The following is a 22,889-nucleotide window of genomic DNA, read 5'->3' on the forward strand; positions in this document are numbered from 1 at the left end:
ACAGGGGATAATAACTTTTTATCTATTCCCCAATTACGAATTACGAATTACGAATTACCTTAGCACCAAGTTTGTAAAACGCGCCCTTGAATTTCTTGTCCAAACCAAGGTGTGTTATTAGAGAGTGTATGCAGATTTGCTCTATTTATTTTCCAGGATTGTAGAGGATCAAATAATGTTAATTCGGCTTTTTCACCGGGTTTAATCGGGTTAATTTTTTGCTGCAAACAAGCTGCTGGTTGATTACTCAAAACTCGCCATAATTCCAAAGGGGTAAATTCCTCTGTTGCCACCAGATTTTGCCACAGTAGAGGTAATGCTAATTCTAAACCTATTGCGCCTGGAGGTGATTCTGCAAATGCTTGGACTTTTTCTTCATAGGTGTATGGTGCATGATCAATAGCGATCGCATCTATTACTCCCCCACGCAAACCATTACGCAAGGCAGTTACATCACTGGGATTCCCTAACGGCGGCTCTAAATGCAAGGATGTGTGATAACTCTTAACATCTCTCGTATCAAGTAACAAGTGCATCCAAGTCGTGCTGGCTGTAACTGGTAAACCTTGAAATTTAGCAGTGGCGATTAATTCCACACTCCGGGCTGTAGAAACCCTCATAATATGTACAGGTGTGCCAATAGCGGCGACTAATTCCAACAAAGATGCGATCGCACTAGTTTCGGCACTGGCTGGAACAGGAGGTAAACCCACACGCAAAGCCTCTGCACCCTCTCGCATCATGCCATTTAATGATAAAGAGCGATCGCATGGACAAAACGCCACAGGTTTACCAAAAGGTTGCAGATATTCCAACATCCGCTGCACTATTCCCAAATTTTCCCAAGGTTTAGCATCAGTAAAACCCACAACCCCAGCAGTAGCTAAATCAGCAAATTCTGCCAACTGCTTACCAGCTAAATCGAGAGTCATCGCCCCCCAAATTTGCAGCAGGGGAGCAGGGGAGCAGGGGAGCAGAGGAGAGGGAAAATCTAAATTCTGCTCTAGCTTGATCGGCTTCTGCAACTGTGCAACTAGAGCAGGATTATCAATAACCGGAGATGTATCTGGTAAAACAGCCACTCTAGTAAAACCACCAGCCGCAGCAGCAGCCAAAAACGAAACCAGAGTCTCCCGTTCTTCAAACCCTGGTTCACCAGAATGGCTATATAAATCCACCAATCCAGTACCAAGAACTAAGCCACGACAATCTCTAATAGAAGTATCAGAACTAACATCAGAAATTTGCAGTGATATAGCTTGGATATCACCATCAACAATCAAAACATCACTTACTTGATCAGTTTCCGAAACCGGATCGATTACCCTTACTTGTTGCAGAAGTTCAGTTGCCATGAGCTATTAGCTATTACCTATTCAGTGCTGAAAGTGCTTCAGATTTTTTACCCCTGTCATAAATAATAACGGCTTTAAAATCCATAACAGAGAGCAAACCAAACATATATTTATTTTTTTCTTCCTGCACCCCTTCGACTACGCTCAGAGCAAGCCTGCACCTTATCCCTACAATGCCCCCGCTGCCGTTTTATCTAACACACCACCACTTAAATGACTAGTGATATTCATTGCTTGCAATATTGGTAAACCATTTGCACCTGAAGGATAATCAATCACACTAACTGCGCCATTTCCTTGACGGAAATTCCAGAAATTTTCTGATGATAAACCCAGGATATGACAGAGCAAGGTTTTATTAGTCGCATCATGAGCCACCACTAAACCGATTTGGAATTGGTTTACCTCAGCAGCTTGTAATATTGACTGCCAAGCCACTACACTACGTTCCCGTACCTGTTGTAAATTTTCTCCTGCCGGCATTTGCACTTCAGCCGGTACATTGCGCCAGCGTTCCAACTCTCCAGGAAACTCCTGTTCTATTTCTGCCTCAAACTTGCCTTCCCAAGTTCCATGACTAATTTCCCTCAAACCATCCAGTAATTCCAACTTGATATGAGGATGCTGGTTGAGAATAATTTCTGCTGTCTCTTTTGGACGCGCCATGGTGCTGCTAAAAGCAAAATCAATTGCTACATCTTTGAGAAATTCCCCAGCTTTTCCCGCCTGGTTTCTACCATTATCATTGAGAGGAACATCAATTTGACCTTGAAACTTGCCTTGACGATTCCATTCTGTTTCACCATGACGTACTAATAACAATCGAAATCCTTGATGACTCGGCCTCAAAGTGGGTAAAGCCTCACCCAAATGTTGCGTCTGATTCATTGATTCTAATTGCACCGATTCACCCAAACCACCGGCAAAATTTAAAACGCTAATCCCGCAATTAGATTGTTGTAGTCCGTGATAACCACTGGGAGGAATACCCAAAGCCGTACTAATCAGAGCGCGGTTAATACCATTATGTCCAACAATGAGAATAGTTTCCCCTTGATGACGGGATAAAATTTCTTGCCAAAACTGCTTTGCTTGTTCATATAAAGCCAGAACCGGAAAAAGTTCTCGTGTCCCCTGTCCATCATTAACAATCATCCGCAATTCGTGGGGGCGTTTTTTCCAGATGCTATAGTCATCAGCAAACTTATCTTTAACATCACTACTCAGCATTCCTGCCCACAAAGGTAAATCCACTTCTACCAGATTTTCAGAAATCTGAATTACAGCAGACTTTTCACGCAAATGACCGTGAATAATTTCCGCTGTTGTCTTCGCTCGGTTAAGGGGACTGCTGTATATTGCTGTAAATGCTATATTACTCAGGGCTTCACCAGTTTTACCAGCATCAATCCGACCTTGATCCGTTAAAGTTGACGCATCAGTGCGTCCTTGAATACGTCTCTCAATGTTATATGTACTTTGACCATGACGCACAATGATGACACGAGTCATTAAAAAACCTCTTCTCTCTAAAGGACTAATTTTACTGCAAAACGTTGGCAGAATAATCGTTTAGATTGGTTGAGCGTTGGAGTTAAGAATCATGTTGTTTTGTTGATACTCCGTTGCTGTTAGGGAATGGCTATGGACTAGTTTGCAAAACAGCGTGAAGCTGATGGAAGTTACAGCGCGGTTTAGTAAGAAGTTTAAGCGAGAATTAAAGCATTCGTGTATCCTTAATCTAATATAGTGAGATTTAGGATTATCCAGTGTCCTTAGTTGCTCAAACTCCACTAACTATCACGCTCAAAGTCCCAACCCTCAACGACGATAAAGGCGACTTCATTCGTATGTTTAGACTTTGGCAACAGATTCAGAGAAACCCACATACCAGAAGTTATCTTTGATTTTTCAGGATGTAGGTTTCTTCGCCAAAATGCAGTAGCCTTTTTAGGTGGTTTAGCTCGCCTCATTCAATTTCGTGGTGGTCAAGTTATTTTTGCTTGCGATACCTTGAAAGATGATATTAAAGGCAACTTACGCCAAAACAACTTTCTATATCTATTTGGGGAGGATCAACAAGGGTGGATGGGTAATTCTATACACTACAGAGAAGATGTTGATGAAGATATTGATGGTATTATGAATTACCTGGATTATATGTGGCTTGGTCGTGGCTGGGTAACAGTTAGTCAAGCCATCAAAGATGAAGTTATATCTACCGTTTTAGAAATCTATAGTAATGCTTTTGAACACGGGCTATCCGATATTGGCGTATTTACTTGTGGACAACATTATCCTACTCTGAATTCTCTAAATCTCACCGTGATTGATTTTGGTGTTGGCATTCCTGCAAACGTGCGCCAATTTCTCGGAAAAACTAGCATCTTGGCTGAAGGAGCTTTACGTTGGGCATTTCAACCTGGCACAACAACACGACATGGTAGAGTTCCTGGAGGCGCAGGTCTTGATTTATTGAAGAATTTTGTAAAGGCTAAACAGGGTAAGATAGAAATCTATAGCCGCGATGGTTATGCTTTAATTGACTCCAGCCAGGAACTCTATCAAAGCGCACCCACTTTTTTTGAAGGAACCTTGATCAACATCACAATTAAATGTGATGCGAACTACTACTAAATTTTACCGGATATGAGTTACAATGATAGTACAAAGGTTCTAATACACAAAGAGAGGTTAGGGCCATGAAATATAAAGTCTATGAAATTATCGGTGAAAACTGCATGAGCCAGCGGTCTGGACAGCAGTTATATAATTTAATTCATCCCCAACTCCAAGCAGGTGACTCAGTAGAGTTAGACTTTACTGGTGTAAGGAAGTTTTTGTCTGTGTTTTTCAACCTTGCTATTGGTCAACTGCTACGTGACATGAAAGTTGAAGAGTTTGAAAAATTGCTGATTGTTAATGGTCTCAATTCTTTTGGTCAGCAGACCTATGATAATGTAATTGATCATGCGAAGCAATATTACTCAAATGATAGCTATCGCCAAGCGGTAGATGAAATGATTCTGGAATACTCTCTATCGTAATGGCAGTTAACTACATTGTAAAAGCAGATGTCATTGACATCACGGTCGATTCCCCCCAAAAAGGGGATATTTTTTTAGTGGATACCAATGTTTGGTATTGGTTGACATATCCTCCGGCCAGTTCACCTGCAATTCCAACAGATCAGTTAAACTATCGGCTAAATTATTCAAACTACGTTACAGATACTGATGCTGTCGGTGGTACTCTGTGCTGTTCTAGCTTATCTCTGGCTGAGTTATCTCATATTATTGAAAGGGAAGAGCAGAAACTGTCAACCTATCGGTCTATAAACAAGAAGGAATACCGTCATAATTACCCTTCCGAAAGGTCTAGAGTAGTTTCTCAAGTACAAAAGGCTTGGAATCAGGTACAAAATACCTATGCAGTTCTAATGAACTTAACATTAAACCAAGCAACTTTAAATGCTGCTCTCACCCAGTTTAGTAATCAGTGTTTAGATGGCTATGACCTGTTTATCCTGGAATCTATGCGTCAGGAATCAATTGATAAAATTATCACCGATGATGGTGATTTTGTTACAGTACCAGGTATTCAGGTCTTTACTGCTAATCCTAGAGCGATCGCAGCAGCTAATAATCAGGGTAAGCTAATAACAAGATGATTAGTTTTTATCTACCCAATTCGAGAAAGTTACAGGACTTACGCAACTGGCTTGCTTCGTAGGGTGCATCAGACTTCATAAATCCTGCAAATAAACGGATATTTGATATCTGAATTGGTTGGTGAGCTTGTCGAACCACACCATAAAATAGATGTTTGGTGTGACACGCAGCTTTAGTCCTAAGTTATTGACCATCACTCAAATCTAACTGCAACTGTAACCCGTCATTTTCATTCAGATTTTGATATGCGGGTTGTAAAAATATAGGAGTAGAAGGAATTGTTATTGACTCACTCAGAGGTAATTCTTCAGAAATTGTGTTTTCTTGAGCTTGATTCTGGGAGATTTGATCAAAAAACTTGCCAAAATCATTTTCGGCACTGCGATTATTAATATTAACTAAAGAATCGCCACTTAAAGTCCAGTTTCCAGATTGAGGCTGTGTAATTGATTGAGCATACACGGCGCTATTTATGCCAAAAAAAGCAGCTATAATTGTTAAGGTAGCAGAAAATTTAGCTTTCATTAGTTTGCTGTTTTTAATAAACATATTCTTACATTCGACAATTATAAATCTGACTTTAGATAGATTTGTATTTGCAAATACATTATTTAATAATCATGCTCGTTTTTAGTTAAGTTATTTAAATAGTGAAAGTTTATTTTATAGCGTTTCCTCATCACATGAGGTATATCATAGCCCCCTCCCCGCAAGCGATGAGGGGGTTGGGGGTGGGGTTCTTGTATCTCTCTCAACCGATAACTGCTATATTATCAATCATCAACACTCACAAGTTGAGGAAGTTGAAATACAGGAATATTTAAGAAATAAGCGAGTACTTCTCGCCGCCAAGCATCATAAATTTTTGGTAAATCATCAATATCTGTACCAATAGCTTCATGAGTTAGTTGCCAATGCTCTTTTAAGTAGGGATTTCGTCTTTTTTGCCCTTCTTCATCAACTTCTAACACCTGTGCAACTAAATCTGCTTTTTCCCCTGGTGAGGCTTGGTCATACTTGCGTTGCCACCAATTTACTACTCCTAAACGGTGAAAAGCTTCTTCTGGTTGAATTTTGGTCGCTGAAAATTTAGCTGATTCTGGATCACTAATTTTACTGGTGCGGCTACTGACTAATAAAGATGCCACAATGTGCATTTCATAATGTAATTCAAAAGCCAAAAAACCTTGCCAATTACGAATTGGTAAGTCTCCCATATAATCCCAATGTTTTTGTACTTGTTGTTGTATATCTTGAATGGGATCACGTCCAGATATAACTTGCGCTCGTTGACGGGTATTATTAGCGTGTGCGCCATCATCACCAATTTGGCGGCTTAAAAATAGCTGGAGTTCTGGGTCAGGAATTTGACCAATTATCTGAGCGCAAACTTGAACAATAAACAAATCATGAGCCGCACCTGCTACCCGAAAACGGTAGAATTTTTCAATTTCTGCTGCTGTTTCTGGGGGTTTGGTTTCATATAAACGCTTTTTTGGTATATGGGGTGCGTGTTGATTAATGATTTTATCAAATATTTCTAGTTCTAAGTCAGTTGACCAAATAGGACGGCTAATAGTTGTATTCATGTTAAGAATAGGAGTCAGAAACAAGATAATTACCGATTACCAAATCATTCTTCAGAAGCAATTAAGCTAAATTTTATTTTTCAGTTTTTGTCATGATTGATCCTAGTTTTTAGGTAATCTGTTTATTTTTGCACAGAATTTATATTAAAGTTCAATACCTAAAAAGTAGATAATCTAATATTTAGAAATTCATCACTTTGTTATTCTGTCAACTTAATCAGTTTTAGGACTTACGCAAAATGTGGCTGAAAACCTGATTATTACCTAGCGGTAATTCATGAATTACCGCTACTTTCGTTCTGTTTTGCGTAAGTCCTAAGTTTTTTAAACTTGGTATTAAGCACTTGATTATTAAAACTTAATACTTTAATCTCATTAGCTTATTTCCCTGGTTCTTCCGCACTGACTATGCTAAGGTATAAAAACCCTATTATATAGCAGTTATTGGTTAAATGAGGTATAACAACCCCACCCCCAACTCGCAAGCGAGGAGGGGCTATGACATACCTCATGTGATTAGGAAAAGCTATATAAGAATTTTAGGTCAACTTATTGGGTAAGTTGGCACAAAAAAGAATGAAACCCTTAATTTATAAGGGTTATGGGGTAAATAAACTCATACTTGGCATCAACTAGATACTGAAGAATCCGTATATTCTTACAGTTATTCCAATACAAGGGTAATCATCATCGCTGAAATCTATGAAAGTTATCATCATCATGATTAGCATTTCGCTAGTACTAGGTGTACTACTTACTAAGCTATACAACGGCTTAGTTTATAAGAAAAATCAAGTCGATAATGCTTTTTCAACTATAGATGTACTACTGCAAAAAAGATGGGATTTAATTCCCAACCTGGTAGCAGTAGCACAAAATTATAAGGAATTTGAGCAGACAACATTAACAGAGATTGCCAGACTGAGAAATCAAGTAATTTCTGAGCGAGTTAATCAAAGCACGAGAATTCAATTAGAAGACCAAATTTCTAAAGCTTTGGGTAACATTTTAGTAACTGTAGAAGCTTATCCAGAGTTAAAAAGTAACGAGAATTTTCTTCAACTCCAATACTCAATCACCGAAATCGAAGAACAAATTTCTGCCGCTAGACGTTTTTATAACTCTGCTGTCACAGAATACAATAATGGAGTGGAAATGTTTCCTTCTAATATTTTAGCTTCTGGGATGCACTATCAGCGAAAAGTGCAGTTTCAGGCTACATCCCAAGAAAGACAAAATGTAAATGTTAGAAACCTATTTAATCAATAGATTGTTGCAATAAATTCTATGTCTACGAATGAGTTGAAAATCTTACAAACTGGGTTAAATTCTTTAAAGCAAGGACTCTACCCAGAAGCGATAAATTCACTACAACATTTCTGCCAAATCTGCGAAGTCAGTGGGAATACAAATTCTAAGGAATATCTACAAGCGCAGGTGGGTTTAGTCCAAGCTTTTCATCATACAAAAAATTCAGAAGCAGCCCGTACTATAGCTCAAAAACTCCTGACAATTCAAAATCCCCAAATAATAGCTTGGGCAAGGAAATTTTTAGAATCTTTGCCTGTGGAAACTTCTAGCAAAACCTCAACAGAAACTAACTCTCGCACTGTTGAATCAACATTATTAGCAACAACTAAAAAACCAACTTTAACGCCAGAGAAAGCAGAGGAATTATTAAACAATGGGAATAAAGCACTAAAATTTCAGCATTATGCTGAAGCAGTTCAAGCTTTAGAAGAATTTTGTCAATGTGCTGATGATCAAGTAAAACACTATAATCAGGCGCAGATGTGGTTAGTAAAAGCCTACAAAGGGAATGAACAACTAGAAGAAGCGATCGCACTGTGCAAACAGCTTACCACAAGTCAGCAAGCATCAACCAATCTTTGGGCAACAAAATTTCTGGTTAATTTAGTACCAGAAAGCGAAATTCCACAAGAATCAACTACTCAAGCAACTAACTCAGTACAATCTCAATCTAGCTCAACATCTAGACAAGGGTCTGTTGTTGAGATAAAAATGAAAACCTTAGAAGAATTCAAAAGTTTTTGTCAACAGAACTTATTAACCGATTTACAAGATTTAGAGTCAGTTAGAAAACAAGTATTAATATCTATAGTGGTTGTTGGTGTCATTGTAGCAGTAATATTTTTGGCTGATATTAAGTTTCTGCTGCTACATATTATCATGGACATGATAATTATATATAAAATAATTCCTCTAGAATTAATATTTTTGTTTCTTTTCATATTTTTGGGATGTTTATGGGGTTGGATTGCCTTTTATACATCATGTACAGAAACATATGCGAGTGGTTTTAAATCTAAGATTATTCAAAAGATTTTTGATTTTATTAATTATAATCAGTCCCTTAGCTATTATGAGCAACCTTCAGCAGAGGATGATAGATATGTAATGTCTGGTTTTGCCCATAGCCAAATGTTTCAAACTCTATTAAAAGCTAATAAAATTACTCAAAATGATTGTATTTTTGGGAAAGTTGGAGAAATACCAATCTATTTTTCGGAAATTTCTGCCCAATTTGAAATCCAACACACTTGGTCCAGATATTTTGATTTTGCATATCATATGAAAGTACTTGCATTATCTAACATCCCTAAATTTATCAGGAGAATGATATTTGGTCTTATGTTGCCTTTCTATATAATTATTTTAATATTTCAAACTCTGAAAGGCACTCCTTATGTATTCAGCAAAATGATCAGAGGAAAAAAAATAGATTATCAAAGTTTTAAAGAAGAAGTATTAAATAACGAAGTAACTAGAAAATTAATTTTTAAAGGTTTATTTTTTCAAGCTAATTTTCCTAAAACTCTAAAATCTAAGACAATAGTTGTACCTAATCTTGTCAACATCAATATCAACGCTTTACCCCAAACTACTAGACAATTAGTTAAACTAGAAGATCCTAACTTTAATCAGTATTTTACTGTCTATGCTAATGACCAAGTTGAAGCTAGATACGTCTTGTCTACCACCTTAATGGAAAAGTTAGTTAAATTTCGACAAAAAGCCCATAGAAATATTTATGTTTCTTTTATAGACAACATGATATATATTGGCATTGAGTATGCAGGAGATATCTTTGAGCCTCGGCTATTCACAACAATGTTAAACTTTACACCCATGCGTGAATATTTTCAAAATATCCAATTAATGTTGGGAATTGTTGAAGACTTAAATCTCAATAGACGCATCTGGCAGCAAAATTAATTTTGATAAATAATATTAATATTTATCCCCAAACAATTTCCATATTTAAAATAAATCCTGGTAAAATATCTTCACCTGATAATTCTTGAGGAAATTCTAATATTTCCACTGGTTTATCAAGACGATAGATTTCTACTTGACGCATTTTCCGATTAATTAACCAACCTAATTTAACTCCGTAATCTAGAAAAAGCTGCATTAATTATTTCATTTTTATTATAAATCCAATATGGAAGAACCAAATTTAATCTCAGATGCAGCTAATATCCGAGAGATATATCTTAACAAACCATTTCCAAAAGGTAATATTGCTATTGTCGAGGTAAGATTAGAAGATGGTAAAGCTTTTGGAATGGGTGCAACATCTAGAGCCAACAGTCCAGCACCTAAACCAGAACCTAAGTCAAAGGGTGGACAATTTGAACCTACTGTAGATTCATACTCAGGACGTACTACTCCTATGGATACTGATGCGGAGTATAAGGTTTTGTCAGCGATTGCAGAAACTTTAGAATATTTATCTACAATAATGATAATAACCGCGTTAGAGGGCAACTGTATCTTTACACAGAAAGAAAACCTTGTGAGAGTTGTCAACGTGTTATAAATCAGTTTGAGCAAAGATTTCCTGAAGTAACAATAAATATTTCCTGGACGTATCCTTATCCTCCAAGTAGCAATTAAAAATGAAATTCGTATTGTCTGAAGTTAAAAATTCTTCTCTAATTTTAGCTAAAATTCCTGATTCTTTACGTTTAGTAATAGAAAAAATTCAGTCATATTCTTATGCAGAATTATATGAAGAAAAAGATATTCAGGGAACAAGTTTAGAAGATTCTTTGATCACAGTATTTAATGCAATAGAAAAAGAGAAAAATAGTTTAGACATAAGTCATTGCTATTTCTTTATGGCTATAGTTATGGGAATTGCTGTGCAACCAACGATTAAAACTTATTTACCTCGTGAGACAATAACTGGTAGGGTATTTCAGCATCTTTTTCAACATTGGATATATCCTAAAAATCATTCTCAGTCAAATTTAAACGTTTCATTTCGGGATTATCAGAATTATTTGGGACAATATCAAGCTCTTGATGAAGCTGTTGATGTTTTTGAAAATTTGCTGCAAGTGCTGGAGTCTGTTAAAACCAGAGAAGCTATATTAAATATTTTGGATGATTGCTTCCAGGGTTATGCTATTTTTCCAGGATCACAAGGTAGACGGGAACTTTTTGATTGGTGGTTATTAGATGTTGTTCCATCTGTTTTTTGTGGACGTTTACCTGAAAATATTCATACTTTAAAGGAAGTTGATAAAACAACTAAACATATTTCTAAAATACGAAACTATTTTTGGAAAGTAAAAGTAGTGGAGAATAATCAGTCTCAAGGAAATACAGATTTGGAAAAACAAGATTTGTTGTTGAAATTTTTGGCTAATTAGTTTTTGATAAATAAATAATATTAATATTTATCCCCAAACAATTTCCATATTTAAAATAAACCCTGGTAAAATATCTTCACCTGATAATTCTTGAGGAAATTCTAATATTTCCACTGGTTTATCAAGACGATAGATTTCTACTTGACGCATTTTCCGATTAATTAACCAACCTAATTTAACTCCATTATTAATATATTCCTGCATTTTTGCTCGCGTTTCTTGCAAACTATCACTAGGTGACATTAATTCTAAAACAAAATCTGGGGCAATTGGTGAAAACTTTTCTTGTTCTTCTGTTGTCAGTGTATCCCATCTCTCCTTTTTTATCCAAGCGACATCAGGAGAACGATTTGCACCATTGGGAAGTTTAAAACAGGTAGAAGAATCAAAACAAACTCCTAGTTTAGTTTGACGATTCCAAATAGCAAAATCTGTTGAAATTTCAGCATTTTGATTTCCTGTTATTCCTCCCGTTAGTGATATTATCAATAATTTTCCGTCTGCATTGCGTTCAAATTTTACTTCAGGATTTTCCCGACAGAGTTGATAAAATTGGTTGTCGGTAAGTTGGATAATGGGGTTTAAGTTGACGGTAATAGCTGTCATGATGAATCTACTTGAGGATGATATCAACCTTAACTAAATTATAAAATAAGTTGCAGGTTTTTTCATCACAACTTAAGTTAGTTTGACAATTGTGTAATTAATTCTGTCTCACTAATTACCTTAATTACATTACAGCTAAAACTGCTTTTGGTAATAACTTTTCTTTAAACCAAACTATTCTTGCAGGTACGTCATTTAATTTTATACCGGCTTTTTCTAAATTTAATCTTTCGGAAATTGCTAGAATCAAATTATCACAATTTGCACGTCTAACCTGAGAAAACTTTTTTTGTAAATATTCTGGTCGCCAATAACCAACAATTTCTAATAAAAAACTACGGCCATCAGGATGTACTAAACGAAAGTCGGGAATCATCACACTGCCAGGAATGGGAATTAAATCAACTTCTCGTTCTAATATCCAGCCACTTTTTAACCCATCCCATTTATCAGCAAATGATTGTTCTAACATACTATCATAAGGTTTACCAGGTGGATAGTGAGAGACTAAACCACATTCTGAATTGAGGGTAAATCTTCCTGTTTTCCACTCATTTGTATAAAAGTCTCGTGTTTGTAAAGTTGCGGCTAAACTCCATTTTGTGACGTGAAGTAAAGCGGGAATCATTTTTGCTATTGATAAGCCATAACGAGTACTAGGAGTAAATAAACTTGTCGGTCCATCAATGCTAATTGTAAAACCGTGGTCAGCATCACCTTCAATATAAGCCATTAATTGAAACAACTTCAAATAACGAAATAACAGCTTATATTCTCCTGGGACATTACGGTGAGCATTTAATATCAATTGACTGGCTTTATAAAATACACCTTGCACCTGAGACAAATTATATCTATGTAATACATTCTCTGGTTTTGGGGCATCAAAAGCAGTTAAAATTTTATTTTCAGATAAATCAGCATAAAGTCCATGACGCACTTGAATGGGGAGAACTTCCTGCTGTAATTCCTGACTTAACTCATCAGCAACCTGGGTTAAAGTTACTTCCGTTGCTTCCCGACTAGGAACAGATTTTGCAGCTAAAGCAAAAACCCGTTCCCTTAACATTGGTGGTTCCAGAGGACTAACAACTTCAAAAGTACAGAAACTACTTTTGAGAATATAAGCCAAACCCCGCTTCATTCTATAATCTGTAGTATCACCTTCAAAATCTGATAATTGACCTTCAAGAACACCTTGAGTTTTCCCCACAGCTTCCTGAAAAAAATTAATTAAATCAGTAGTTAATTTTAAATGTTTATCATCAAGTTTCAGTCTCTTCGGGATAATTTCCTCCCCGTTTTGACGATGAATCAGTAACTCCGTTGGTAACATCTTTCTTATTAGTTGAATAATTAATCTCTAACTGTTCTGCCGCCTTCAAATCTCTTTCCTTCCCACCCCCATAAACAACCTGTAAATTTTCCTTTCTTCCTTTCTTCTTCTCCCCTCTGCTCCCCTGCTCCTCTGCTCCTCTGCTTTTATTCTCCCCCCTCCTCCGAGCCGAAGTTCCTTCCTCACTAGTATCCTCAGCCACGACTTCATATAAAATCGCCTGTTTATTTTCAATATTACCCTTCCGTAAAACCCTTCCCAAACGCTGAATATATTCCCTTGCTGAACCAGTCCCAGACAAAATAATTGCTATGGAAGCCGCAGGAACATCAACCCCCTCATTTAACACATGAGAAGCGACTAAAGTATTATATTCACCTTCCTTAAACTTAGTTAAAATTTGATGCCTTTCCTTCACAGGAGTTTGATGAGTAATAGCCGGAATTAACAAATCTTGAGAAATGCGATAAACCGTGGCATTATCTGCCGTAAAAATCAACACCCTAGCGGGATAATGTTCAGCCAATAAATCCATCAAAATTCTGATTTTACCATCAGTCCCCAGGGCGATTTCTTTTGCTTGCCGATGTGCTAACATCGCTCTGCGTCCGATTTGCGATCGCGCACTCATTTGCACAAACATCTGCCAACCTTGCAGACTGCCTAGAGAAATCCGTGATTGTTTCAAAAAATCATTGCGAGTTTGAATTAAATTGTTATACCTTTCTCGCTCAAGTTGAGATAACTTCACCTTAATCTGCACAATTTGATGTTCTGCTAAAGCCTTACCTGCTAAGTCTTCAGCTCGCTTGCGATAAACTTCTCTGCCAATGAGAATGTTTAAATCAGCGTGTTTGCCATCTGTGCGTTCCGGTGTGGCAGATAATCCTAGTCGATACGGTGCGATCGCATATTCAGCAATTACTCGATTAAAATCTGTCGGTAAATGATGGCATTCATCAAAGATAATTAAGGCATATTTATTACCCAAACTTTCCACATGAATAGCCGCACTATCATAAGTAGCCACCAAAATCGGTGTTCTATCTCGTGAACCACCACCCAGCAACCCCAACTCCGCATCAGGAAACGCCGCCGTTAGGTGTGCATACCATTGATGCATCAAATCCAAAGTGGGGACAACAATCAACGTTGTCCGTGGTGTCGCTTGCATCGCCATTTGTGCCAAATAAGTCTTACCCGCAGCCGTGGGTAGCACCACAACCCCCTGCCTTCCTGCCAATTTCCAAGCGGCTAAAGCCTCAGTTTGGTGGGGATAGGGAGTCATCTCTAAACTGGCAACCAAATCTAGAGGATAAAATCCCTTAGCCTCATCAATAAAGTCCGTTTCGGACTCTTGCATTGCCTCGACTAAAGACCGATATCTAATTGCCGGAATCCGAAATTTTTCGATTCTATCATCCCATGTCGCATAATCTATCCAAGCTTTGCTGCGTGGTGGTGGGTGTAAAATTAACGTGCCACGATCAAAAGTTAAGGTGGGGTTGCGACCCATTTAGGTTTTCTCCCAGCTTGTTCACATTTAACTACTAATAACTTAAAAAGTGCATGATTCCCAAAAGAGATTTTGGCAGAACTCAAATAGAAGCGCTATTTACCCCAAGGATAGCCGACTGGCAAATAGATGAAAGCTTTGTCACATCCTACAGAGAACAGCGACGGCAGTTCCTGCTTAAACGCCTACAACTGCAAACTAAAATCATGCTGATTGCAGGATTAACACTGACTGCTTTTTTTATCTGGGTAAATCAGCAACCACAGGAAAAAATCAACGCCTTTAAAATTGGTTTCTTAATTGAATTTTTCATTTTAGTTTGTTGGTTGTTATGCAAAACCCCTCTCGGTCGTCGTTATCCACATATATTTTTTTTAAGTTTATCTTGGTCTGTAACTTGCGTTGTCCAAATTTATACGGCAATTCTTTTTAATTTTGTAGAACCATTTACTAATATTTGGAGCTTGATGTTTATCAGTCAAGCAACACTTATTCCTGTATTATGGCGAAGTCATCTGATATCGCAACTTGGTACAGTTGTCTTTTATTTAGGATTATATCTGATCTATCGTCCACAATTTAGGAACCCATTATATTTCTATGTAGAAAATGGAATTTATTTATTTTGGACAGGAATAATTTGTGTGTTTTCTGTTTATTTATATGAAAAATTAAAAAAACAAGAGTTTAGAGCTAGACAAGAATTAGAAATAGCCCAGCAGAAATCAGAAAAACTAATTTTAAATATTTTACCAGCAGTAATTGCTGAACAACTCAAACAGGAACATACTACTACAATTGCTGATAGCTTTTTAGAAGTTACAGTTTTATTCGCTGATATTGTGGGATTTACAGAACTTTCTAGCCAGACCTCTCCACCCCAACTAGTCGAATTTTTAAACGAAATATTCTGCCTATTTGACGAATTAGCAGAACGTCATGGAGTAGAGAAAATCAAAACCATTGGTGATGCCTATATGGCTGTTGCTGGTTTACCTAATCACCGTAGTGATCATGCCATAGCTATAGCCGATATGGCATTGGATATGCAACTGGCTTTAGCTCAGTTTAGCCAAGAACAAAACCAATCGTTTCGTATCCGCATTGGTATTAGTACAGGCCCAGTGGTCGCAGGGGTAATTGGGTTAAAGAAATTTGCCTATGACCTGTGGGGAGACACAGTTAATACTGCTAGTAGAATGGAATCTCATGGTATTGCAGGTAGTATCCAAGTTTGTGAAGCTAGTTATGATCTGTTAAAAGGAAAGTATTACCTGGAAAAACGCGGATTAATTAAAGTCAAAGGTAAAGGGGAAATGAATACTTATTTACTCTTAGGCACAAAAACAATTAAAAATTAATCAGCTTTCTTTATCAAGACTATAAAGAAATTATATGATTGAAGGTATCTATCACTAACCCAAGTTGGTGGTTATTACCATGATGGATAAATATGGAGATGGGATGAAGATTATTTATTTCTTTCTTCTGATATCGTAGCATAGCGTTATCAGGATATCTGACAACCTTTTGTGTGCATTCCCAAATATTTGTAAATGCCCCTAAATTGTCCTTGAAAATCGAGAAATTTGAGTTATTTATCCCTTATTTAGGGGGTAAGGTGAGTATGAATATGACTTGATACTTTACATACAAGTTTTCAGCTATACCCCTAAGAGTTCTCCAATTAAAAAAATATCCCAAAATTTCTTGTGGTGCGGGCATCTTGCCCGCTAATAATATAAGGATGGGCAAGATGCCCATCCCACAAGATTGGATCATCTTTTTTGTGGAGTTCTCTAATTATCAACTAGCAACTTATATTACTATGTAAAGTTTTTTGCATTTAATTTTACTACTTTAGATAGATTCCTAAGCAGCAAATGTACGCTGTGTATTCCTCTGTTGCATAATAAGTGTGGAGCTATAGAATCGTGTTTAATTAATTTAGGGATAACTTCCCATAGTTCGTTAACTGCAAAGGAGATACCATATTGAAAGTAAGAGTTTCTCTAATATTAGAGTATATTGTAGCTATTGTATCTGTTAGTATTGCTTTGCTACTAACAGCAGTGTTACATACAGTACTACAATCTGATGTTTTTCTGATGTTTTACGCTGCTGTAGCCATAAGTACCTGGTATGGTGGCATCAAGCCAGGGATACTAGCTACTATTTTGTCTATTATAGCTGTTGGCTACTATTTTATAGATCCCAAATTTTCATTTTATATTGGTAATCAAAATAGTGTTATTAAGTTAGTTTTATTTTTGCTAGTTACAATATTTCTTAGCTGGTTAAATTCAGAATTACGTACTGCTAAACAGAATTTAAAAATAAGTAATCAGCAGCTTGCATTCAGTGAATTAAAATTTAGACGGTTGAGAAATTCTAATATTATTGGGGTGATTATATCTGAAATAAATGGTAGCATTTTAGAAGCAAATGATGCTTTTTTAAATATAATTGGTTATACCAGAGAAGATCTATTATCAGGAAGGATAAATTGGAGAGAAATAACACCTCCAGAATATCTAGAACAAAGCAAAAATATAATAATAGAACTAAAAAAGATAGGATTTCATCAACCTTTTGAAAAAGAATACATCCGTAAAGATGGTAATCGCATTAGTATTCTCATGGGGTTAGCTTTATTAGAAAAAAATTCAGAACAAGTAATTGGATTTGCTGTAGATTTAAGTAAACGCAAACAGGTTGAGGATAACCTACGTCAAAAAGAAGAAGAATTACGCTTGATTACAAATACTTTGCCAGTGAATATTTCTTATATTGATGCTCAACAGCGCTATCGTTTTAATAATAAAGGATATGAAGAATGGTTCGGTGTACCCACATCAGAAATTTATGGGCAGCACCTGCAAGAATTTTTAGGAGAATCAGTTTATCAATCAATTTATCCCTATGTGGAAACAGTATTGTCAGGAGAGCAAGTCAGCTATGAAAGCAAATTATTTCATCAAGATGGTAAACAGCATGATGTCAGTATTACTTATATTCCCCAATTCAATCAGCAAGGTAAAGTTGAAGGATTTGTTGCTTTAATTAGAGATATTACAGAGCAAAAACAAGCACAAGCTGCCCTCAAACAAAGTGAAGAAAAATTTAGGAAACTGACAGAAAAAGTCCGAGTAATTCCTTGGGAAGCAGATGCTGCAACGGGAAATTTTACCTATATTGGTCCACAAACTGAAGATATTCTTGGTTATCCCTTGAATGATTGGTACAGTGACAATTTTTGGACACAACATATACATCCAGAAGATCAAGAATGGGTAATAAAATATTGCCTTGAATGTTCGCATTCACTAAATAATTACGAATTTGAATATAGAATGTTAGCCGCAGATGGCAGCGTTGTCTGGTTGTATGACATTGTGAGTGTGGTGCAGGGTGAAGATAGGCCAAAGCAACTGCATGGGTTAATGATTGACATGACTGAACGCAAGCAAGTAGAACAAGAACGGGAACAATTACTAGAGCGAGAAAAAGCCGCTAGGGCTGAAGCTGAAACCGCTAACCGCATTAAAGATGAGTTTTTAGCCACACTCTCCCACGAACTCCGTACTCCTCTCAATGCCATATTGGGGTGGATACAGCTACTCAGAAGCCGTAAGTTTGATGAAAACACTACTGTGATAGGATTGGAAACAATTGACCGTAATAGCCATGCTTTAGCGCAATTAATTGAAGATGTTTTGGATGTATCAAGGATTATTCGTGGCAAACTACAATTAAATCTGCACGCAGTTGAACTTATTCCAGTGGTGGAAACTGCTATTGAGACTTTGCGTCCGGCCGCAGATGCTAAAGAAATTGTGATTGAGTCTGAATTTGATCCAGCAGCGGGCATTGTGACGGGTGATGCCAACCGCTTGCAACAAATAGTATGGAATTTGCTTACCAATGCTGTTAAGTTCACCCCCAAGGGGGGAAGAGTTAAGGTACAAATAGAGCGCATTAATTCCCGCGTGCAAATTCGAGTTACTGATACTGGTGCTGGAATTTCTGCCGATTTTTTACCTCATGTATTTGAGCGTTTTCGCCAAGCTGATAGCTCAACTACGCGATCGCATGGTGGTTTAGGATTAGGATTAGCGATCGTCCGTCATTTGGTAGAATTACACGGCGGTACAGTTTCTGCAACAAGTCCAGGAATTGAACAAGGAGCAACTTTCATCGTCAATTTACCCATGAAAGCCGTTGCTATATCCGATAAACCCGAACAGTTTTCACCGATAAAGAATAGTGATTATGTGAATCATCAATTATCCATTCTGGAAGGTTTGCGAGTACTTATTGTTGATGATGAAGCAGACGCTCGGCATTTGCTGACCACAATTTTAGGACAATATGGCGCTAAAGTTATGGCTGTTAGTTCTGCTCCCGAAGCAATCACAGCTTTACCAGAATTTCACCCAGATATATTAGTTAGTGATATTGGTATGCCCCAAGAAGATGGCTATACACTAATTCGGAAAATTAGAACTCTTCCTAGTGATGAAGGTGGAAAAATTCCCGCAGCCGCGCTGACAGCTTATGCTAGAGCAGAAGACCGGACTCAAGCTTTGTTAGCTGGATTTCAGTTACATATCCCCAAACCAGTCAATCCGACGGAGTTAGCAGCGGTAGTTGCTAATTTGGCTCAGAGAACTAGATAATTCAGGAGTTCGGAGTTCGGAGTTCGGAGTCAGGAGAAAGAAGGAAGAATGTTGTTCTCTTATCTTCCTTTACCATTTTCTGATTAAATTGATTATCCTGAAATAGTAAGAAAATAAACTGAATGTAAATGGCCAGCAGGTGCTAGATGCTGCAAGTAGACCACATATTACAAGACCGCTATCAAATTGAACGCCAACTTGGTAATAATGGGATTCGTCAAACTTGGTTAGCTAAGGATTTACAAGCTGCGGATGAAAAAAATTCGTTAGTGGTAGTCAAACTCTTAGCTTTTGGTGGTGGTGTTCAGTGGGATGACTTGAAATTATTTGAACGGGAAGCACAGATTCTCAAACAGCTAAATCATGACCGCATTCCTCAGTATATTGATTATTTTTGCATTGATGACCGAAATCTTTGGTTTGGCTTAGTCCAAGAATATATTCCTGGAAAATCACTCAAAGAAAAACTTGTAGACGGTAACAGGTTTAGCGAAAAACAAACCTTGAAAATTGCCAATCAAATCCTGAAAATTCTTATTTATTTACACGATTTAAATCCAGGAGTTTTACATCGGGATATTAAACCGAGTAATTTAATTTGGGGTGAAGATAATCAAATTTATTTAGTTGATTTTGGTGCAGTTCAAGATAAAGCTGCTAAGGAAGGTGTGACTTTTACTGTAGTGGGTACTTATGGTTATGCACCTATAGAACAATTCGGGGGTCGGGCGATTCCTGCATCAGATTTGTATGCTTTGGGAGCAACTTTAATTCATTTGTTAACTGGTCTTGCACCCGCAGATTTACCGCAAAAAGATTTACGTTTGCAATTTGTTGACCGAGTTAATATTAGTCCTAGTTTTGCCAGTTGGTTACAAAAACTGACAGAACCATCACCAGAACAGCGTTTTTCTGATGCTCGTCAAGCACTAGATGCTCTCAAATCCGGCCAGATTGTTAAATCAGCGCCAAAGAATCAAGTTTTAGAAGAAGAATTTATCAATAATTCAGGATGTGGTGTATTTAATAGCTCAGAGGCAGTTCCAGAGGAAATTTTAGGTTGGAATTGGGGCGCATTTCTGATGCCTTGGTTTTGGATTTGGCCTAATTATGTTTGGTTGTATGGATTAGTTTCTTTTATACCCTACCTTGGGTGGATAATGGCGATCGCACTCGGAGCAAATGGTAATACTTGGGCTTGGAAGAGTAGACGTTGGCGTAGCATTAAACAATTTAAAGAACATCAACGAGGTTGGGCGATCGCTGGGATGATGATTGGTGTGCCTATGAGTATTCTATTTTGGGGTAGTGCGATCGTAATTCTCAAATCAATGTTGGGGATTTGATTCCCAATTGCAGGGCGTATGGTCATACGCCCCTTCTGACCGGAAGAGGCAGGGGGAAAAGGAGCAGGGAGCAGGGGGAGCAAGCCTTTTCTCCCTGCGTGGAGCGGAGCGGAACATGGGTACAAGCCCCGTCCTTTTAGGACGCTTATATGGGGCAGAGTACAAGCTCAGTCTCAGTCTTTCCCCCTGCCCCCTGCTCCCTTGCCTCTTTTGACCCCTAACCGTTGCTATATCTAACTTACAGGAGCTTCAGCAATACCCACAGGACAAGCAACATTAGTACCACCTAAACCACAATAACCACCTGGGTTTTTAGCTAAATATTGCTGATGGTAGTTTTCAGCATAATAAAACTCAGGTGCATCTAAAATTTCCGTGGTAATCTCCCCATAACCTGCACCATTGAGCGCTAGTTGATAAGCGTGCCGTGATGCTTCAGCTAGTTGTTTTTGAGCTTTAGAATAAGCATAAATTCCCGAACGGTACTGAGTGCCAGAGTCATTACCTTGACGCATCCCTTGGGTAGGGTTGTGGCTTTCCCAAAATACTTTCAGCAGTTGAGAATAACTAACTACTTGAGGGTCAAAGACAACCAACACGACTTCATTATGACCAGTCATACCGCTGCATACTTCTTGATAGGTAGGATTGGGTGTGTAACCAGCCGCATAACCTACCGCAGTGCTGTAAACTCCTTCTAGTTGCCAAAACTTCCTTTCAGCACCCCAAAAACAGCCTAAGCCAAACATTGCTGTTTCTAAACCTTCAGGAAAAGGAGGCTTAAGAGGATTGCTGTTGACGTAGTGCTTTGCGGGTACAGGCATAGTTTCTGTTCTTCCTGGCAAAGCTTGCTCAGGTGTAGGCATCCCTGACTTTTTACCAAATCCGAATATTCCCATTGATTTTGATGACTGTTATAAATGTTTGCTTTTCTTATTTATTCTAAATAATCTGGCGGCACGATGTCAGTCAACACCCTTGGGATTCAGGAAATTTCTCTGCTAAAGTATCAAAATAACGAGCAGAGTCTAAAAATGCTTTCCCTTGCAAATCAAATTATCTTAATTACAGGTGCTAGTAGCGGAATTGGTGCAGCTTGCGCTCAAGTCTTTGCCCCCACAGGTGCAAAACTCATTTTAGCAGCACGACGCTGGGAACGTTTGCAAGAGTTAGGTGAGACTTTAAATCTGGCTGCTGACAAAATCCATTTATTGCAACTTGATGTGTGCGTAGGCGTAGCCAGCCAAGGGCATCGCTCTTCAGTTGAGTCAGTTATCTCTAATTTACCCCCAGATTGGTCAAATATCGACATCTTAATCAACAACGCTGGTTTAAGTCGCGGTTTAGATAAGCTGCATGAAGGCGATATCCAAGACTGGGAAGAAATGATTGATACTAATATTAAGGGTTTGCTTTATCTCACCCGCTATGTTGTACCGGGAATGGTTGCCCGTGGTCGGGGTCATGTCATCAATCTAGGTTCTATAGCAGGACATCAAACTTACCCCGGTGGTAATGTCTATTGTGCTACAAAAGCCGCTGTTAAAGCCATTTCTGAAGGTTTAAAACAAGACTTGTTAGGAACTCCAGTGCGGGTGACTTCTGTTGATCCTGGCATGGTAGACACAGAATTTAGTCAAGTCCGGTTTCATGGTGATACAGAACGAGCTAAAAAGGTTTATGCAGGTCTGACTCCCCTGACTCCTGATGATGTAGCTGATGCCATATTTTTCTGTGCTACTAGACCTACTCATGTCAATATTAACGAAGTGATATTGATGCCTGTTGACCAAGCTAGTGCCACATTAGTCAATCGACGCACCTAAACAAAAGGTAAGATTTCTGGGGTCAAGAGTTAGAATAATTAATGACATAGGTAGACTAAAAGTAATATTTATAATGGTCATTCGCAGGTCTAAAAGTCTGCGATTTTTTATGGAAAATCCAGTTAAATCATAGTCATTTTGAGTATGATTAATTCAGGTAAGCAGCAAAAAATAGTTTTATGAGCAAATCTCATCTCTAAGATAGATAAATATTTAGCTAAAAAGGCTAACAAAAGGTATATAGCAATTCCCAGTCTGATGAAGTACAAAATTATCGGCGTTT

The 22,889-nt window shown here is 37.8% G+C and carries 21 protein-coding genes and 1 pseudogene; 12 read left to right on the plus strand and 10 right to left on the minus strand.

Annotated features, from left to right (window positions below; genetic code table 11):
- Positions 1–59: 59 nt before the first annotated feature.
- The 3 genes from ACOWPH_RS09530 to ACOWPH_RS09540 form a co-directional block, all read right to left on the minus strand.
- Positions 60–1,355 (minus strand): dihydroorotase, encoded by a 1,296-nt coding sequence (locus ACOWPH_RS09530; RefSeq protein ID WP_015215152.1) that lies wholly within the window; start codon positions 1,353–1,355, stop codon positions 60–62.
- A gap of 168 nt (positions 1,356–1,523) precedes the next feature.
- On the minus strand, positions 1,524–2,867 hold the full coding sequence (locus ACOWPH_RS09535) for a histidine phosphatase family protein (RefSeq protein ID WP_015215153.1): 1,344 nt from the start codon (positions 2,865–2,867) through the stop codon (positions 1,524–1,526).
- A 281-nt stretch (positions 2,868–3,148) separates the two neighbouring features.
- Positions 3,149–3,328 carry a hypothetical protein gene (locus ACOWPH_RS09540; RefSeq protein ID WP_052334527.1) on the minus strand — a complete coding sequence of 60 codons (180 nt, stop codon included), beginning with the start codon at positions 3,326–3,328 and terminating at the stop codon, positions 3,149–3,151.
- A 40-nt stretch (positions 3,329–3,368) separates the two neighbouring features.
- On the opposite strand from ACOWPH_RS09540, the gene ACOWPH_RS09545 reads away from it, so the two are divergent.
- From ACOWPH_RS09545 to ACOWPH_RS09555, 3 genes are all read left to right on the plus strand, one after another.
- Entirely contained in the window at positions 3,369–3,992 is a 624-nt protein-coding gene (locus ACOWPH_RS09545) for a hypothetical protein (protein WP_250855175.1), read from the plus strand.
- A 65-nt stretch (positions 3,993–4,057) separates the two neighbouring features.
- Positions 4,058–4,402, plus strand: coding sequence for an STAS-like domain-containing protein (locus tag ACOWPH_RS09550; RefSeq protein ID WP_015215154.1), 345 nt, complete (start codon positions 4,058–4,060; stop codon positions 4,400–4,402).
- Complete coding sequence (locus ACOWPH_RS09555) at positions 4,402–5,025, plus strand: PIN domain-containing protein (protein WP_015215155.1); 624 nt, start codon at positions 4,402–4,404, stop codon at positions 5,023–5,025. Before ACOWPH_RS09550 ends, ACOWPH_RS09555 begins: the two co-directional genes overlap by 1 nt.
- Before the next feature lie 184 nt (positions 5,026–5,209).
- On the opposite strand, the gene ACOWPH_RS09560 is transcribed toward ACOWPH_RS09555, so the two are convergent.
- Together ACOWPH_RS09560 and ACOWPH_RS09565 are read right to left on the minus strand one after the other, a co-directional pair.
- Positions 5,210–5,551, minus strand: a complete 342-nt coding sequence (locus ACOWPH_RS09560) for a hypothetical protein (protein ID WP_042466020.1) — start codon at positions 5,549–5,551, stop codon at positions 5,210–5,212.
- 248 nt (positions 5,552–5,799) lie between these two features.
- Positions 5,800–6,615 (minus strand): hypothetical protein, encoded by an 816-nt coding sequence (locus ACOWPH_RS09565; protein WP_015215157.1) that lies wholly within the window; start codon positions 6,613–6,615, stop codon positions 5,800–5,802.
- A 702-nt stretch (positions 6,616–7,317) separates the two neighbouring features.
- Here ACOWPH_RS09565 and ACOWPH_RS09570 point away from each other — a divergent pair.
- Together ACOWPH_RS09570 and ACOWPH_RS09575 are read left to right on the plus strand one after the other, a co-directional pair.
- Positions 7,318–7,884, plus strand: coding sequence for a LemA family protein (locus tag ACOWPH_RS09570; RefSeq protein ID WP_015215158.1), 567 nt, complete (start codon positions 7,318–7,320; stop codon positions 7,882–7,884).
- Between the two features lie 18 nt (positions 7,885–7,902).
- On the plus strand, positions 7,903–9,852 hold the full coding sequence (locus tag ACOWPH_RS09575; protein WP_015215159.1) for a DUF3137 domain-containing protein: 1,950 nt from the start codon (positions 7,903–7,905) through the stop codon (positions 9,850–9,852).
- Between the two features lie 22 nt (positions 9,853–9,874).
- On the opposite strand, the pseudogene ACOWPH_RS09580 reads toward ACOWPH_RS09575, so the two are convergent.
- Positions 9,875–10,051 (minus strand): annotated as a pseudogene (locus tag ACOWPH_RS09580) (Uma2 family endonuclease); the annotation flags it as partial.
- A gap of 30 nt (positions 10,052–10,081) precedes the next feature.
- On the opposite strand from ACOWPH_RS09580, the gene ACOWPH_RS09585 reads away from it, so the two are divergent.
- Genes ACOWPH_RS09585 through ACOWPH_RS09595 form a run of 3 tightly spaced genes read left to right on the plus strand, consistent with a single transcriptional unit; the run spans position 10,082 to position 11,297 of the window.
- Positions 10,082–10,459, plus strand: coding sequence for a hypothetical protein (locus ACOWPH_RS09585; protein ID WP_015215160.1), 378 nt, complete (start codon positions 10,082–10,084; stop codon positions 10,457–10,459).
- Positions 10,408–10,536, plus strand: coding sequence for a deaminase domain-containing protein (locus ACOWPH_RS09590; RefSeq protein ID WP_242043044.1), 129 nt, complete (start codon positions 10,408–10,410; stop codon positions 10,534–10,536). The genes ACOWPH_RS09585 and ACOWPH_RS09590 overlap by 52 nt, the downstream gene beginning before the upstream one ends.
- Before the next feature lie 2 nt (positions 10,537–10,538).
- Positions 10,539–11,297 carry a hypothetical protein gene (locus ACOWPH_RS09595; RefSeq protein ID WP_015215161.1) on the plus strand — a complete coding sequence of 253 codons (759 nt, stop codon included), beginning with the start codon at positions 10,539–10,541 and terminating at the stop codon, positions 11,295–11,297.
- 27 nt (positions 11,298–11,324) lie between these two features.
- Here ACOWPH_RS09595 and ACOWPH_RS09600 read toward each other — a convergent pair whose 3' ends face one another.
- The 3 genes from ACOWPH_RS09600 to ACOWPH_RS09610 all read right to left on the minus strand — a co-directional run bounded on the left by ACOWPH_RS09600 (position 11,325) and on the right by ACOWPH_RS09610 (position 14,755).
- Positions 11,325–11,903, minus strand: a complete 579-nt coding sequence (locus ACOWPH_RS09600) for a Uma2 family endonuclease (RefSeq protein WP_015215162.1) — start codon at positions 11,901–11,903, stop codon at positions 11,325–11,327.
- 124 nt (positions 11,904–12,027) lie between these two features.
- Entirely contained in the window at positions 12,028–13,239 is a 1,212-nt protein-coding gene (locus tag ACOWPH_RS09605) for a DUF790 family protein (protein WP_015215163.1), read from the minus strand.
- Complete coding sequence (locus tag ACOWPH_RS09610; RefSeq protein ID WP_015215164.1) at positions 13,169–14,755, minus strand: DEAD/DEAH box helicase; 1,587 nt, start codon at positions 14,753–14,755, stop codon at positions 13,169–13,171. Before ACOWPH_RS09610 ends, ACOWPH_RS09605 begins: the two co-directional genes overlap by 71 nt.
- A 53-nt stretch (positions 14,756–14,808) precedes the next feature.
- Here ACOWPH_RS09610 and ACOWPH_RS09615 point away from each other — a divergent pair, with 53 nt between their 5' ends.
- The 3 genes from ACOWPH_RS09615 to ACOWPH_RS09625 all read left to right on the plus strand — a co-directional run bounded on the left by ACOWPH_RS09615 (position 14,809) and on the right by ACOWPH_RS09625 (position 20,780).
- Positions 14,809–16,116, plus strand: a complete 1,308-nt coding sequence (locus ACOWPH_RS09615) for an adenylate/guanylate cyclase domain-containing protein (RefSeq protein WP_015215165.1) — start codon at positions 14,809–14,811, stop codon at positions 16,114–16,116.
- 633 nt (positions 16,117–16,749) lie between these two features.
- Positions 16,750–19,434 (plus strand): hybrid sensor histidine kinase/response regulator, encoded by a 2,685-nt coding sequence (locus ACOWPH_RS09620; protein WP_015215166.1) that lies wholly within the window; start codon positions 16,750–16,752, stop codon positions 19,432–19,434.
- Positions 19,435–19,580: 146 nt separating this feature from the next.
- The gene (locus ACOWPH_RS09625) at positions 19,581–20,780 is read left to right on the plus strand and encodes a serine/threonine protein kinase (RefSeq protein ID WP_015215167.1); all 1,200 of its coding nucleotides are present in this window, start codon (positions 19,581–19,583) and stop codon (positions 20,778–20,780) included.
- A 233-nt stretch (positions 20,781–21,013) separates the two neighbouring features.
- On the opposite strand, the gene msrA is transcribed toward ACOWPH_RS09625, so the two are convergent.
- Positions 21,014–21,679, minus strand: a complete 666-nt coding sequence (gene msrA, locus ACOWPH_RS09630) for a peptide-methionine (S)-S-oxide reductase MsrA (RefSeq protein ID WP_015215168.1) — start codon at positions 21,677–21,679, stop codon at positions 21,014–21,016.
- Positions 21,680–21,814: 135 nt separating this feature from the next.
- Here msrA and ACOWPH_RS09635 point away from each other — a divergent pair, with 135 nt between their 5' ends.
- Positions 21,815–22,606, plus strand: coding sequence for an SDR family oxidoreductase (locus ACOWPH_RS09635; protein ID WP_042465063.1), 792 nt, complete (start codon positions 21,815–21,817; stop codon positions 22,604–22,606).
- The last annotated feature ends 283 nt before the right edge of the window (positions 22,607–22,889 follow it).

Source organism: Anabaena sp. PCC 7938 (assembly GCF_049315035.1).
In the GTDB taxonomy this organism is placed as follows: domain Bacteria; phylum Cyanobacteriota; class Cyanobacteriia; order Cyanobacteriales; family Nostocaceae; genus Anabaena; species Anabaena cylindrica.